The organism is Mesorhizobium sp. M1182 (assembly GCF_040318335.1).
Classification (GTDB): Bacteria; Pseudomonadota; Alphaproteobacteria; order Rhizobiales; family Rhizobiaceae; genus Mesorhizobium.
In genome coordinates this window covers 48,205-60,813 of the sequence record NZ_JAMYMD010000010.1, presented here as the reverse complement: position 1 = coordinate 60,813, position 12,609 = coordinate 48,205, and the positions used below count along the sequence as shown (strand labels likewise).

General features: G+C 64.6%; 12 protein-coding genes. 1 reads left to right on the top strand and 11 read right to left on the bottom strand.

Annotated elements, in window-relative coordinates:
* Nucleotides 1-45 precede the first annotated feature (45 nt).
* The 3 genes from NKH33_RS14585 to NKH33_RS14575 all read right to left on the bottom strand — a co-directional run bounded on the left by NKH33_RS14585 (nucleotide 46) and on the right by NKH33_RS14575 (nucleotide 3,030).
* Entirely contained in the window at nucleotides 46-2,010 is a 1,965-nt protein-coding gene (locus NKH33_RS14585; protein WP_352920210.1) for an acyltransferase family protein, read from the bottom strand.
* 192 nt (nucleotides 2,011-2,202) lie between these two features.
* Complete coding sequence (locus NKH33_RS14580) at nucleotides 2,203-2,424, bottom strand: alkylphosphonate utilization protein (protein ID WP_023675660.1); 222 nt, start codon at nucleotides 2,422-2,424, stop codon at nucleotides 2,203-2,205.
* 318 nt (nucleotides 2,425-2,742) lie between these two features.
* Nucleotides 2,743-3,030, bottom strand: coding sequence for a hypothetical protein (locus tag NKH33_RS14575; RefSeq protein WP_352501220.1), 288 nt, complete (start codon nucleotides 3,028-3,030; stop codon nucleotides 2,743-2,745).
* A 260-nt stretch (nucleotides 3,031-3,290) separates the two neighbouring features.
* Here NKH33_RS14575 and NKH33_RS14570 point away from each other — a divergent pair, with 260 nt between their 5' ends.
* Complete coding sequence (locus tag NKH33_RS14570; protein WP_352969806.1) at nucleotides 3,291-5,288, top strand: AI-2E family transporter; 1,998 nt, start codon at nucleotides 3,291-3,293, stop codon at nucleotides 5,286-5,288.
* Between the two features lie 124 nt (nucleotides 5,289-5,412).
* On the opposite strand, the gene NKH33_RS14565 is transcribed toward NKH33_RS14570, so the two are convergent.
* The 8 genes from NKH33_RS14565 to NKH33_RS14530 form a co-directional block, all read right to left on the bottom strand.
* Nucleotides 5,413-6,348 carry a phosphatidate cytidylyltransferase gene (locus NKH33_RS14565; RefSeq protein ID WP_023675663.1) on the bottom strand — a complete coding sequence of 312 codons (936 nt, stop codon included), beginning with the start codon at nucleotides 6,346-6,348 and terminating at the stop codon, nucleotides 5,413-5,415.
* Between the two features lie 22 nt (nucleotides 6,349-6,370).
* Nucleotides 6,371-7,033 (bottom strand): lysophospholipid acyltransferase family protein, encoded by a 663-nt coding sequence (locus NKH33_RS14560; protein WP_031211476.1) that lies wholly within the window; start codon nucleotides 7,031-7,033, stop codon nucleotides 6,371-6,373.
* A gap of 8 nt (nucleotides 7,034-7,041) precedes the next feature.
* Complete coding sequence (locus tag NKH33_RS14555) at nucleotides 7,042-7,470, bottom strand: hypothetical protein (protein WP_352501219.1); 429 nt, start codon at nucleotides 7,468-7,470, stop codon at nucleotides 7,042-7,044.
* Complete coding sequence (locus NKH33_RS14550; RefSeq protein WP_352920207.1) at nucleotides 7,467-8,810, bottom strand: phosphatase PAP2/dual specificity phosphatase family protein; 1,344 nt, start codon at nucleotides 8,808-8,810, stop codon at nucleotides 7,467-7,469. Before NKH33_RS14550 ends, NKH33_RS14555 begins: the two co-directional genes overlap by 4 nt.
* Before the next feature lie 2 nt (nucleotides 8,811-8,812).
* On the bottom strand, nucleotides 8,813-10,600 hold the full coding sequence (locus NKH33_RS14545; RefSeq protein WP_352920204.1) for a bifunctional alpha/beta hydrolase/class I SAM-dependent methyltransferase: 1,788 nt from the start codon (nucleotides 10,598-10,600) through the stop codon (nucleotides 8,813-8,815).
* A gap of 26 nt (nucleotides 10,601-10,626) precedes the next feature.
* On the bottom strand, nucleotides 10,627-11,229 hold the full coding sequence (locus tag NKH33_RS14540) for a CDP-alcohol phosphatidyltransferase family protein (protein WP_352501216.1): 603 nt from the start codon (nucleotides 11,227-11,229) through the stop codon (nucleotides 10,627-10,629).
* Between the two features lie 109 nt (nucleotides 11,230-11,338).
* On the bottom strand, nucleotides 11,339-12,016 hold the full coding sequence (locus NKH33_RS14535) for a hypothetical protein (RefSeq protein WP_352920200.1): 678 nt from the start codon (nucleotides 12,014-12,016) through the stop codon (nucleotides 11,339-11,341).
* A gap of 63 nt (nucleotides 12,017-12,079) precedes the next feature.
* The gene (locus NKH33_RS14530) at nucleotides 12,080-12,601 is read right to left on the bottom strand and encodes an Hsp20/alpha crystallin family protein (protein ID WP_352472123.1); all 522 of its coding nucleotides are present in this window, start codon (nucleotides 12,599-12,601) and stop codon (nucleotides 12,080-12,082) included.
* Nucleotides 12,602-12,609 lie beyond the last annotated feature (8 nt).

Genomic DNA, 12,609 nt, shown 5'->3' with positions numbered 1-12,609 from the left:
TTGTGAAGACAGTGACTGACCCATATAGCAGATGGCCTACGCTCCCTACCTTGCCGCCATCACATCCGAAAACAGCGCCCGCTCCACCGCCGGTTCCAGCGTTTCGGCGAATGGCGTCGCCAGGTGGTGGCGGTCGCGGAAGGCTAGTTTGCCGTCGATGAAGACGTGGCAGGTGGTCTGGTCGCAAAAGCGGTCGGTCATGTCGATGTAAGCAGCGTTCGGTGTCGAGCGCACGATATCGCGCTCGATGGTGGCGATGTCGTCGTTTGCCGCCATGATCCGCGGCGTGTCGCATGTCGCGGGCGTCTGGCCTCGCCACAGCGCCCGCGCCACGCATTTGTCGGCGTAGCTTGCATTGTAGGGAACGTCCCTGATGACCGCGACCTTGATGCCGGCCTGGCTGAAGGCCTGAAGCGTCCAGGTGAGGCCCGTCCGCCACTGCGCTTGCCAATCGGCGTGCCTCAACTCCTCGGGCGATTCTTTCATCACATTGCCGATCGAGAACTCCGAGATCACCACCAGTTGCGGGTGGAGCGCGATGATGTCCTTGACCGACTGCTCGCGCCATTGGTCGCATTCGGTGTAGTCGCGCTTCAGCCGCCAGTTCCAGGTCGTCACCCGCGAAGCCCGGCAGGAGGATTTGAGAAAGGTGACGACGCGAAAATTGTTCTTCTCGGCCGCCTTGATCAGCGGCGTCGACCAATGGTCGGCATGCGAGTCGCCGAACAGCACGACCGAGCGCTGGGCATCCTTGCGGCCGAACATGCAGGGTTTTGGCTTGACGGTCTCGAAATCGAGCACGCAGCCGCCATTGCTCGCGCGCACAGTAGAGAGCTGCGCGGCGCTGTCGGCGATGACGTGCTGTTCGGGGCTGAGATTGTGCTCGGCAAAGCGCGCATTGCCATAGGCCGCGACCACGCCGGCGCCGGTCAGCGCGACGGCGGGCACCAGCGCCCGCGCTGCTCCGGCCATCAGCCAGCCGTTGCGGCGGATCGGGTTCTCGATGAAATGATAGGTGAACATCGACAGAAGCAGCGTCAGCGCCGCGCAGGCAAGGCGGTCCAGGATGGACAGGCTGGGAACCACCATCGCCGCATAGACGATGACCGGCCAGTGCCAGAGATAGAGCGAATAGGACAGCCGGCCCAACCATTGCATGGGCGGCAGCGCCAGCAGGGCGCTCGGCAGATTGCGGCCGCCGCTGCCGCTGAGCAGCAGCAGCACGGTGCCGACAACAGGCGCCAGCGCATTCACCCCGGGAAACGGCGAGTCTTCGTCCAGCATCAGATAGGCCCAGGCGATCAGCGCCAGACCGAGGCATGCCTGGAGCGTGGCCAGCAGCGGCCGGTCGCGCCAGATCTTTGCCGGCGCCATGGTCGCGAGGCCGCCGGCGGCGAATTCCCAGGCCCTGAGCGGCGAGAAATAGAAGGCCCAGGGCTGCGACACTTCCGTCAGCCAGGCGCAGGCCGCGAAGGAGGCCGCGCCGGCGACGCCGATGACGATTATAGCGGCGCGCTTGCCGGGACGCAGCCAGGCGGCGGCAAGAAGCAGCGCCGGCCATGCCAAATAGAACTGTTCCTCGACCGAGAGCGACCAGAAGTGGATGAACGGGTTGTTGGTGGCGTCGGCGGCGAAATAGTCGAACGACCAGCGGATCAGCCAAAGGTTGATCATGTAGGCGGAGGCGAACATGGCGCCTTTCGAATAAAGCGCCTGTTCCTCCGGCGACAGGATGAAGTAACCCGCGAACAGCGTGGCGAGGATGACGAACAGTGCCGCCGGCAACAGGCGCCGGGCGCGCCGGGCGTAGAAGCGCCAGAGGTTCAGCCGCCCGGTCTCGGTAATTTCCGTAACCAGGTGGCGGGTGATCAGATAGCCGGAGATGACGAAGAAGATGTCGACGCCGGCAAAGCCGCCGGGCAGGCCGGACAGACCAAAATGGAAGGCGATGACACCCGCCACCGCCAGCGCGCGCAGCCCTTCGATGTCAGGCCGAAATGATGCCGACACAATCACCTCATGCAAGGAATGCCCACCTCGCAGAGGCTCGACCCGATGCGACGATATTGCAATGCAACAAATCTAACGCAGTGCAACATAGGGGGAGGGCGCGGCTCCTCCAGTTCCTCGCGTGGGCGGTTCACTCACACGAGCGATTCGAGAGCCACTGATATGGAAGCGAAGCGAAGGGTGCCGAGGCGATCACGCCTTTTTCAAAAACTCGGTCTTCAGCACCAGGCCCTTCACCTGCCTGGTGCTGCATTCGATCTCGCCGGGATTGCCGGTGAGGCGAATATTCTTCACCAGCGTGCCGCGCTTGATCGTCTCCGACGTGCCTTTGACCTTGAGATCCTTGATCAGGGTCACGGAGTCGCCCTCGTGCAGCGCCGTGCCATTGCTGTCTCTTATGATCGCGTCGGTCATGGCAGGTCTTTCGTGGGACTCCGGTGGGAGGTGGTCGGGCCAGTCCCCGGCCTATCCCACGCTCGGCGACAAGGTCAAGCGTCAAGCGGGGTCAAGCGTCAAGCGGGCCGCCCGCCAATACTATGCGGGAACGGCCGACCGGAAAACCCGAGGTTGCAAGCAGACGGTGCCCCTGGACCATAATGTCATTGCCGCTCCGGCCGGCGTCGCGATTTCAAATGGCTAGGCACCCGCCGGTATGAGTGCGGACTGGAAGGTCGCGAAAGGGCCGCCCGCCCTTTCGCTTGGCCCCCATTTCGCTTGGCAAGAAGCCGACGGTTACTTGTTGAGCTGCTTGGCCATCTTGCAGAAGTCGGCATGCATCTTGGCAATGCCTGCGTCGCTGCATTCCTTCAACATCATGGCCCGGTCGCTCGTGGACATGGCCATCCATGCCGCCTTGAATTCGGCTTCCGACTTCATGGTCTTCATGCCGGCGTCGGTGAAGAAGGGCGTCATTTTCTGCGGATCGTCGAGCGCCGAAGTGCCAGTGGCACCGGCGGCAAGCGCTGCGCCGGTCATCATCGAAAGGGCCATCGCGCCCATGCAAAGCGTCTTGAAGTTCATGATCATTCCTCCTGAGCTGCTGCTTTGAGGTTGTCCATCAGCGATCTACGAAGGAACGGTGTTTTGACCCAAAAGTTCCACGTTCTGGCGCAGACATGGAACAGGATTGCCCGTGACGTCATTAATGCAAAAAATTCTACCATGACTGAATTTGCCGCGCTGCCGACCAGGGCAATCGGCGTCCAGCTGGGTGAGACGCTGCGAAGTTGCAGGCCGGCTCAATATGCCCGATCATGGCGACGGCGGAGCGGAGGTATCAAGTGGCGGCAAATCGTCGAAACGACGCGCACCTGTCGGAGCCCCGGCGGGCGGGCATCGTTTCCGCGGCCAGGGCGCTTCCGCGCACATCGTTGCCCAGCGTAGCGTCGGTCGTGACGGCCGTCGCGGCGCTCTATTTCGGGCGCGAGGTCTTTCTGCCGATCGCAATCGCGCTGCTGCTTACCTTTGCGCTCGTGCCCATGGTGTCGGCACTCAAGCGAGCCGGCATTCCGCGTCTTCCGGCCGTGATCGCCAGTGTGCTCGGCGCATTCACCGTGCTGGCGCTGTTCTCCTTCATCGTCGCCACGCAGGTCAGTGAACTGGCGCAGAACATTCCGCTCTACCAGGCGAATATCCTGACCAAGGTCCGGTCGCTCAAGGAAACCGGCGTCGGCGGCGGCATCGTTTCCAGATTGAGCCGGGTGATCGAACGCGTCGGCCAGGAACTCGACAGACCCGAGCCCGTACAACCCGCCGCCGATCAGCCTCCGCGGGAACCGATCCCGGTCGAAATCGTCGCGCGCGAACGACCGCTCGAGGTTCTCCAGAATCTGATCGGCCCGCTGCTGAGCCCGCTGGCATCGGCCGGACTGATCGTCGTGGTCGTCATATTCATGCTGCTCGAGCGGGAGGACCTGCGCGATCGCTTCATACGCCTCGTCGGCTATGGCGATCTGCATCGAACCACCGAGGCGCTGCAGGATGCCGGCAAGCGCGTCGGCCGCTATCTGCTCATGCAACTGGTCGTGAACATCGTCTATGCCGTCCCGATTGCAATTGGACTTTGGCTGCTGGGCATACCCAATCCATTGCTGTGGGGTTTGCTGGCGCTGGCGCTGCGCTTCGTTCCCTATATCGGCCCGGTCATCGCGACGCTGTTGCCTCTGTTCCTGGCGCTTGCCGTGGCGCCCGGCTGGTCGCTCGTGCTCTGGACCGCAGGGCTTTTCGTCGTGGTCGAACTGATCACCGGCAACGTGATCGAACCCTGGCTCTACGGCTCGCGCACCGGGCTGTCGCCATTGGCCATCATCGTTGCGGCGATATTCTGGACCTGGCTCTGGGGGCCATTGGGCCTGGTTCTGTCGACGCCGCTCACGGTCTGCCTCGTCGTGCTCGGCCGCCATGTGCCGCAGTTCGAATTCCTCGACGTTCTGTTCGGCAACGAACCCGTGCTCGAACCTCACGCCCGGCTTTACCAGCGGCTGTTGGCCGGCGATCCCGAGGAAGCGACGGACCATGCCGAGGAGATGCTGGACGAAGAATATCTGGTCGAGTTCTACGACAAGGTCGCGATTCCCGCACTTCTGCTCGGCGAGCAGGACCGGGTGCGTGGTGTGCTGAGCGACGAGCAAAGACAGCAGGTCGCGGGCAGCGCGCTGACGATGGTGGCGAACCTCGACGACAGCGCGCAGGAGGAGGCGGAAGCGGACGACACGGCCGCGGCCGAGGACAACGGCTCACGCGAGGACAGGCACGTTCAGGGGGAGGTTCAGGGCGAGGAGTACACCGAACTGCCGGATGGCACGGGCATGTCGGTGCTGTGCGCCGGCGGGCGCGGCGAACTCGACGACGCGGCGGCCGCCATGCTGGCCCAGGTGCTCGAAGTCCAGGGCGCTACGGTGTTGAGAGCGAGCTTCGCCGAGATGGAACCGGGGAGCATTCGCCGCCTTGAGCTCGACGCCGTCGATAGTGTCGTCATCGGATTTTTGAACCGGGATTCCGTCAAGCACGGGCGGTTCCTGGTCCGTCGGCTGAAACGCACCAAACCAAGGTTGCGAGTGGGCATCGTGTTGTGGTCGGAAGCCGACAGCGACAACCAGGAGGCAGATGCCAGATTGGCCAACGAGATCAACGCCGATTTCGTCGCACATGGCATGGTCGGCGCGGTGCTCGGTGCGTTGTCCAGCGCTCCGCCGGTGGCGCTGAAGACCACCGCCAAACGCCGCATGCGCCGCCTCACGCCGGCGCGCAAGAAAGAGCCGCTCGCCGCGGCAAAATGAGCGCGGCGAAGACCGCGGCAGGTCGGGTTATTACCGCTTTCGCGAAAGTGGTAATAACGAGACGGATCAGGTTATCTTCGCAAGATCGCGCTGAACCATCCGCCGCGGCAAACGGCGCCAACCTTCATACAGTCCAGAAATAGCGCACCGTATGGAAGAAAACCGGAGCGGCGAAGACCAGGCTGTCGGCACGGTCCATCATGCCGCCATGGCCTTCGATCAGATGGCCCCAGTCCTTGACGCCCTGATCGCGCTTGATGGCCGAGGCGACCAGCCCGCCAAGGAAGCCCATCAGGCAGGCGATGAAGGCCACGCCGGCTGCCTGCAGCGGCGAGAACGGCGTCAGGAACGACAGCAGCGCGCCGAGCAGGCTCGACGCCGCCAGCCCGCCGACCAGCCCCTCCCAGGTCTTCGACGGCGAGACCGTCGGCGCCAGGAGATGCCGGCCGAACAGCTTGCCGAAAATATATTGCAGCACGTCGCTGCCTTGCACGGTGATGATCAGGAAAGCGATCAGCAACAGGTTGCGGCCTTCGAAGCCTGGCACCTCGAGCGTCAGCAGCGCCGGCACGTGGCTGACGCAGTAGACCGAAATCATCACCGCCCATTGCTGCGCCGAGACGCGCTCGAGAAAGCGTTCGGTGTCGCCGTGCAGCGCGGTGATCGCCGGCATCAGCAGGAAGCAGTAGACCGGGATGAAGATGGTGAACAGGCCATACCAGGCGGTCCACACCAACCAGTACTGGAACGGGATGACGATGCCGAACATGCCGAGCAGCACCCAGTGGTCGCTGCGGCGGCTGTGCGTCAGCGTCACGAATTCGCGCAACGCGGCGAAGGAAATCAGCGCGAACAGGATGGTCATGCCGGGGCGGCCGAAGAAGAAGGCGACGGTGATCGCCACCACCATCACCCACCAGGCATTGATGCGCTGGGTGAGGTTGACCAGCGTCGGCGACAACGGCTTTGGCGCGCGCCATGACAAGACGCCGGCGACGACGCTGGCACTGATCAGCACCGCCAGCAGGCCGACAATCAGAATGAGGGTTTCGTGCATCATCGGCAGCATTTTGCCTTGGTCCTCAATCGTCTCGCTGCGGCCGGGGGTTGAGCGCCAGCAGCGTTTCGCGGGCGCGGTCGAGAAAGGCGCGGCGTTCCTCACCCGGTTGAATGGCGATCGGTGCGCCGAAGACGACACGGCAAAGCAGCGGCACCGGCACGAATTGGCCCTTGGGCAGCACCCGCGACATGTTCTCGATCCAGCACGGGATGAGTTCGACATCGGGCCGCGCCATCGACAGATTGTAGAGGCCGGAACGGAACGGCAGGAGCGGTTCGTCGGTCATGTTGCGCGTGCCTTCGGGAAACAGGATCAGCGAATGGCCCTGGTCGAGCACCGACAGCATGATCGAGATCGGGTGCTGCGTTTCATCCGTCCACTGCCGGTGGATCAGCACGGAAGACAGCATGTCCTCGGCAATGAAACGGCGCAGCCGCGTCTTGCTCCAATAATCGGCGGCCGCCACCGCATGGGTACGGGCGCGCTCCTTCTCGCTGAGGCAGGCCGACAGCAGGATGAAATCGCCGTGGCTGGCATGGTTGGCGAAGTAGATGCGCTGCCGGTCCGATGGCTGGCTGCCGTTCCAGATCGGCCGCACGCCGGTGACCACCCAGGCCAGTGCTGACAGGCCGACCGAGGTCACCGTCTGCAGCAGGGTATAGGTGCTGACGCGAAGCTTTGTCATGGACGGGCTCAAAAGAATGCCGCGACGACCGAGGCCGCCGCGAACAGGCTGAAGGCGATACGCTGCTTGGCGAGCAGACGGCGCGTGCCGGCCATCCGCTGGTCGAGCGAGCGGCCACCGGCCGCCGTGGGTTTCAGCCGCATGCGCGCCAGCACGTCGTCGATCGCCGCAGCGCCGCCTGCTTCGCTGGCGTGGCTGGCCATCAGCCGGAACAGCAGCGCGTCAAACAAAAGCAGGGCCGAGAGAATGATTGTGGCTATGGCACCCGCGGCGGCGATCAGCCAGGCCGCCGCGGACAGCGACGATGTTTGCGGCGCAGTCGCCAGGCCGATGACCGGCGCCGCCAGCAAGGCAGCAGCAATCAACAGCAGCGGCCACGCCACCTGCACCATCAGTCCGGCGGCGAACGTCTCGGCCTTATCTCGAAAAGCGGTCATGTCGCCGCGTCCATGCCAAGATGCACAGGCCGGCCCGCGGCGGCGAGCTGGCCTCGCGCCTGATCCGGCGTGGCGGCCCGGCCGCTGGCGACCAGCCATTCGGCGACGACGGCGGCGCTGCGCTGGAAGCCGAGCGCACAGCAGACCAGCACCGTGCCCTGGCTCTGCGCCGTCTCGATCGCCGCCACCGCTTGCGCACGCGCCTCGCGAGACGGCGGCAAAAGGTCGACCATGGGCAGGCTCATCCAGTGGATCGAGGCGCCACGCGGCCGTTCCAATTCGCCGGCAAGGTCGATCACCGTGCCAAAGGCGTCGGCCTCGGCGGCGGTCGGAAAACGGCCAAGGGAAACACCGTCGGCGATGACGATCTGCGCCGGGAGCTTTCGCGTCCATGCCCACACATTGACCTTGGCGGCAACCCGGTAGGGCCACAGCAGAAGACGGCTGGCCAGCGACACGCGGCCATCGGCTGTTTTCTGGAACACCTTGGCGCCGGCGCCGGCATAGGCGAAAGCGACTATGGCCAGCGCCAGTGCCGGCCACAACAGGATGAGCCATAGCGCCGAGACCAATGCGCCGGCAGCAGCGCCGGCCAGCGCAAAGGCTGCGCCAAGCGCATAGAACAGCGCCAGAAGCCGCGCTTTCGGGTCCGCGGTCAGGCGGAAGCCGACGAAAGGCAAGGCGCCGTCGCGCGGAAACAGCCACAGCGCGAAAAGGCCGAGCAGCGCGCCGGTCGGTATGTCGATGAAATGGTGCTGCCACGTCGTCAGCACCGAGGCGCCGATCAGGAAACACCAGACATGCCAGGCGACGCCGGCGATGCCGGCCAATCTGTGACGCCAATGGTCCCAGATGATGACCAGCAGCGCGATATGCAGCGACGGCGCCTGGTTGAAGGATTTGTCGAAGCCGCCGAGCACGGCGAACATGAAGCCGGGCAGGCCGCTCGTCTGTGGGCGCACGAACGTGGCAGTCAGCGGGAACAGGATGAAGCAGGCGACGGCAACGATCTGTGCCGTCAGATAGCGGCCGGCGAGGCGGTCGACGCCGCTCTTCGAATTGTTCAACAGCAGCGACAAGCCGTAGAACAGGTTGATCGACCAGTAGGGCACGATCGTCCAAGCAAGGAACGGGATGCCGCGCTCCCAGCCAAAGACGATGCTGCCGACGTCGTCGCGCCGCGACGCCAGCCAGTTGGCGAAGCCGTAGGTGGCGTAGAAGAACGGCGCCAGAAATGCCAGCCACAATGCGGCGCGCAGGACTATCCCGTGATACGGCTCGCGTGGCAAGGCCGGAAGGGCAGGGGCATCGCGAGGTGAGGCACAGGCAGGCAGGTCCATGCTCAGACGCGCCGCGCGACCGAAACGGTGAAGATGCCCCACTGGTCGATGCGCTGGTCGAGCTTCTCGAAGCCGGCGGCCGCCACCAACTGGTCCATCTCGGTCTGCGTGCGGCGGCGCATCACCCATGCCTGGCCGCCGCGGTGCGAGGTCAGGCTGCGCGCGATCATCTCGAGCTGCGGATGCCAAGGCTGGTTGGTGTAGACCAGCAGGCTTCCGGGCTGCATGGCGCTGGCCAGTCCACCGAGCGAGCGGGCGATCATGGCATTGTCGGAAAACAATTCGTAGAGCCCCGAGACGATGGCGAGATCCGGCGCCGGGTCGAGCCCGGCCAGCATCGTGGCGTCGAAGGCGTCACCTCGATGGAACGAGACGGTCGCCGGCAGCTTGCGCTCGGCGATCAGCTTGCGGCCGAGCGAGACGTTCAGCTCGGAGAAATCCTGCAGCCGCACGCTTGCCGGCGACGCGGCGCCTTTCTGCACGGCATCGAGCACATAGCGGCCATGGCCGGCGGCGATATCGACGATATGGACCGGCCGACCGGCGGCCTTCAGCGTCTCAACGGCGCTGCCTATCAGCTCCTCCAGATGCAGCTTGCGCTGGCGGATGCCGCGCCAGCCGACGGCGTCCAGAAAGGTGCGGTCGATCATGCGGCCGATGGGGCTGATGCCGCGCGCCTCGTTCTCATAGACATAGTCGAGCGTCGAGCCGGAATCGAAGCCGGTGGCAATCCCCGTCTTCATGCCGGATGACAGCCAGGCGCCCATGCGGATCGAGGCGCGGCTCATTGCCCAGTAGAGTCCCCTGGGAGACAGCAGCGGCAGCGGCGAGGCCAGCCGGTCGGCCTCGTCGCGTGTGTAGCCGGCGCGGTCGGCCCAGGTCAGGTCGACCGGCTCTTCCGGCGCCGCGAACTGCTTTTCGAGGAAGGGCCTGATCAGGTCGAGTGCCTTGTGGCGGTCGCGCTCGCCCAGCGTGTCGTGGAAGAAGCCGGGCAGCACGTGCCGCTCCTTGGCCGGGCTCGCCAGATTGACGAAGAATTCGTGCTGCGGTCCATGCCGCACCACCCAGTCGCTGCCGGAGATCAGAAGCTGTGTCGGCACGGTGATGGCGCGGGCGTCGGCGACGATGCGCGCGGCATGATCGTAGAGCTCGACCAGGATGTTGGAGGCGATCGGCCGGGTGATCAGCGGGTCGGCGTCGAAGGAGGCGATGCGCTCGGGGTCATGCGTCAGGAATTTCGCTTTGACGTAGGAATTGACGAAGAAGCGGCCCTTCAGCTTCTGCCACAACGCAATGCCTTGCTTGGCGAAGGGTACGTAGAGCTTGACCGAGAAGGCCGGCGAGGCCAGCACCAGGGCGCGAATGTCGGGCGCGTAATCATGCACCCAGGCGGCGGCAAGCACGGCGCCGAAGGATTGCGCGATCAGCGCGATATCGCGCCGGGCAAAGCCGTCGCTGCCGATCTCGCGCACAAAACAATCGATGTCGCGCACCAGTGCGGCAAACGATGGCGCATAGCCGCGTTCGCCGGCGGAGCGGCCATTGCCGCGCGCGTCCCAGGCATAGAAGGCGTGGTCGGGCATCTGGAGCTCGTCGACCAGATGCGCCATGCGGCCGCCATGCTCGTGGCCGCGATGGAACAGCAGGATGGCGCCCTTGCGGTTTTCCGACAGCGCCGGCCAATAGCGGTAGAAGATCTCGGTGCCGTCATGGCTCTTGAAGCTGCGCTCCTGCGCCACCCGCTCGATATTGGCTGAAGCCACTGCGGCAACCGTCTGTTGGTGAAGCATGTTGTTCTCCCTGGCGAGACCGGAATTCAGCTGCCGCTCCCGTTAAGGCCGCTGCGTATCCGGTTGATGGCGGTCGCCAGCGAGAGTGTAGCCATGGCCGGAAACACGAGCGGCGTGAGCGCCGGGACCCACAGGCCGGACGCGATAAGCACGGCGAGGATGCCGAGCGCCAGCGCCCGGTCGCTTTTGCCGAACGGGCCGGCATAGTTGCGCCCGGTTCCGGCGGCGATGCCGAGCACGCCGGCGAACTCAGTGATCATAGCCGCGATCGCAAATGCAACGACACCCCAGGCGGGAAAAATGACGGCAAATGCCAGGATCAAAGCGAGGTCGGAGATCATATCGCAGAGCTCGTTGAGATACATGCCGAGCTTCGAGGCCTGGCCATGTTCCCTTGCGAGCATGCCGTCGATGGCATTCAGCGCCATTCGCGTAAACAGCACGAGCGGCATCAGCAGAAAGACCGCGCGATGGCCTGCAAGGACTGCCACCGCAAGGCCGGCGGCGAGCGAGAGGGCAGCGGCCAGCAGTGTGATCTGGTTGGCGGTGACGCCGGCCCTGGCCAGGCCATCGGCAAGCGGCCGCAGCCTGGCCTGGAAGGCCGGTTTCAGCGCATAAAGCGTCGGCATATGCGAACCCCCCGGCCGCGGTGCAAATGATGTTGGCGAGGATGGTCAATTGGCGCGCAAGACGCAAGGGCGGCGCCCTGCCACTTTTCGACATCCGGATATGTCGGCGCTAGCTTTCCCTGCCATTGTCGCCCGGGAACCGTGCGGGCAAGCTTTCTTCGGCCGCCGCCCAGGCGCGACTATGATAGCGCCGCAGGATGAGAATGCATGTCGCGAAGACCGCCAGCCCGCAAATCACGCCGGGCGACATGCCCCCGCCGAAAGCGGACTTAACAACGATGCCGGTGAAGACGCCGGCAATGGCGCCGTTGATCGTGCCCACCATCCCCGCGGTGGTCATGAAATATTGCAGCGGCGAGGGTCTGAGGCCCTTGTCGACCAGCACCGCCGAGGGGTCGTCATGCGTGGAATTGACGAGGTATCTTTGCAGGACGGGCGCCAGTTCGACGAAATAGTGGCGGATCCTGGCCATGCCGCGGGCATGCACCATGTCCTCGATGGCAACCTGCACCGCGCGCACAAAGGTGACCAGTCCGATGAAGAAAAGGCAAGGCAGCAAGATCAGGCTGAACAACACGAACGGCCTGCCCATCTCCGTGACCTGCGCGACGAAGGACAAGGCAATCGTTGCGCTTGAGACCGAGGTCAGGAACAGATCGGCTCTCTGGTTCGCTTCCTGAATGGTCGCGGCGCGAGCGTTTTGCAGCACGAAATGCTCGGTCGTCAGGCACTGCAGGGCGTGCTGCGCCTGGTCAGGCGGAACCGCAGCGTCGGGAGAACGGGTCATCGACATTTGCCCGCTTCTGCCCGCCGGAACCGACAGGCAGAAGGGACGTCGTCCTACGAGCCGTCAGGACTTGCCGTCGCCGCCGGTGATGGCGATACGCTTGGCCTTTGCCTGGGCGCGCTCCGTCTTGGGCAGCGTCACGCTGAGCACACCGTTCCGGAACGCGGCGTTCACCTTGTCTTCGTCGACTTCGTAGCCGAGCGGGATACGCCGCTCGAAACGGCCATAGAAGCGTTCGGAGAACTGCCTGTCCTTGTCCTCGGTCTCTTCGCGCTTCTCGCCGCGCAGCGTCAGCACGCCGTCATCGAGCAGCAGCTCGACGTCTTTCTCGTCCATGCCGGGGATCTCGGCGGTGACGCGGATCTCCTTTTCGCTATCGGAGATTTCGACACTCGGCCAGCTGGCGCGGGCAGCGGAGAAGCCGCCGAGCGACGGCAGCCTCGCGTCGAAGCCGCGGAACGCCTCGTCGAACAGGCGGTTCATTTCGCGATGCAGCGTCAGGAAGGGATCGCCGTCGCCGTTGCGGAACAGGCTGGGGGGCTGATTGTTCTCCCGGCCCCACGGAATGAGATCACGAATAGCCATTGCATAGT

Bases quoted from the DNA above. Each gene is read 5' to 3' on its own strand.
- NKH33_RS14580 (WP_023675660.1), bottom strand. From the start codon at position 2,424: ATGACCGACGCGATCATAAGAGACAGCAATGGCACGGCGCTGCACGAG.
- NKH33_RS14575 (WP_352501220.1), bottom strand. From the start codon at position 3,030: ATGAACTTCAAGACGCTTTGCATGGGCGCGATGGCCCTTTCGATGATG.
- NKH33_RS14565 (WP_023675663.1), bottom strand. From the start codon at position 6,348: ATGATGCACGAAACCCTCATTCTGATTGTCGGCCTGCTGGCGGTGCTG.
- NKH33_RS14560 (WP_031211476.1), bottom strand. From the start codon at position 7,033: ATGACAAAGCTTCGCGTCAGCACCTATACCCTGCTGCAGACGGTGACC.
- NKH33_RS14555 (WP_352501219.1), bottom strand. From the start codon at position 7,470: ATGACCGCTTTTCGAGATAAGGCCGAGACGTTCGCCGCCGGACTGATG.
- NKH33_RS14550 (WP_352920207.1), bottom strand. From the start codon at position 8,810: ATGGACCTGCCTGCCTGTGCCTCACCTCGCGATGCCCCTGCCCTTCCG.
- NKH33_RS14545 (WP_352920204.1), bottom strand. From the start codon at position 10,600: ATGCTTCACCAACAGACGGTTGCCGCAGTGGCTTCAGCCAATATCGAG.
- NKH33_RS14540 (WP_352501216.1), bottom strand. From the start codon at position 11,229: ATGCCGACGCTTTATGCGCTGAAACCGGCCTTCCAGGCCAGGCTGCGG.
- NKH33_RS14535 (WP_352920200.1), bottom strand. From the start codon at position 12,016: ATGACCCGTTCTCCCGACGCTGCGGTTCCGCCTGACCAGGCGCAGCAC.
- NKH33_RS14530 (WP_352472123.1), bottom strand. From the start codon at position 12,601: ATGGCTATTCGTGATCTCATTCCGTGGGGCCGGGAGAACAATCAGCCC.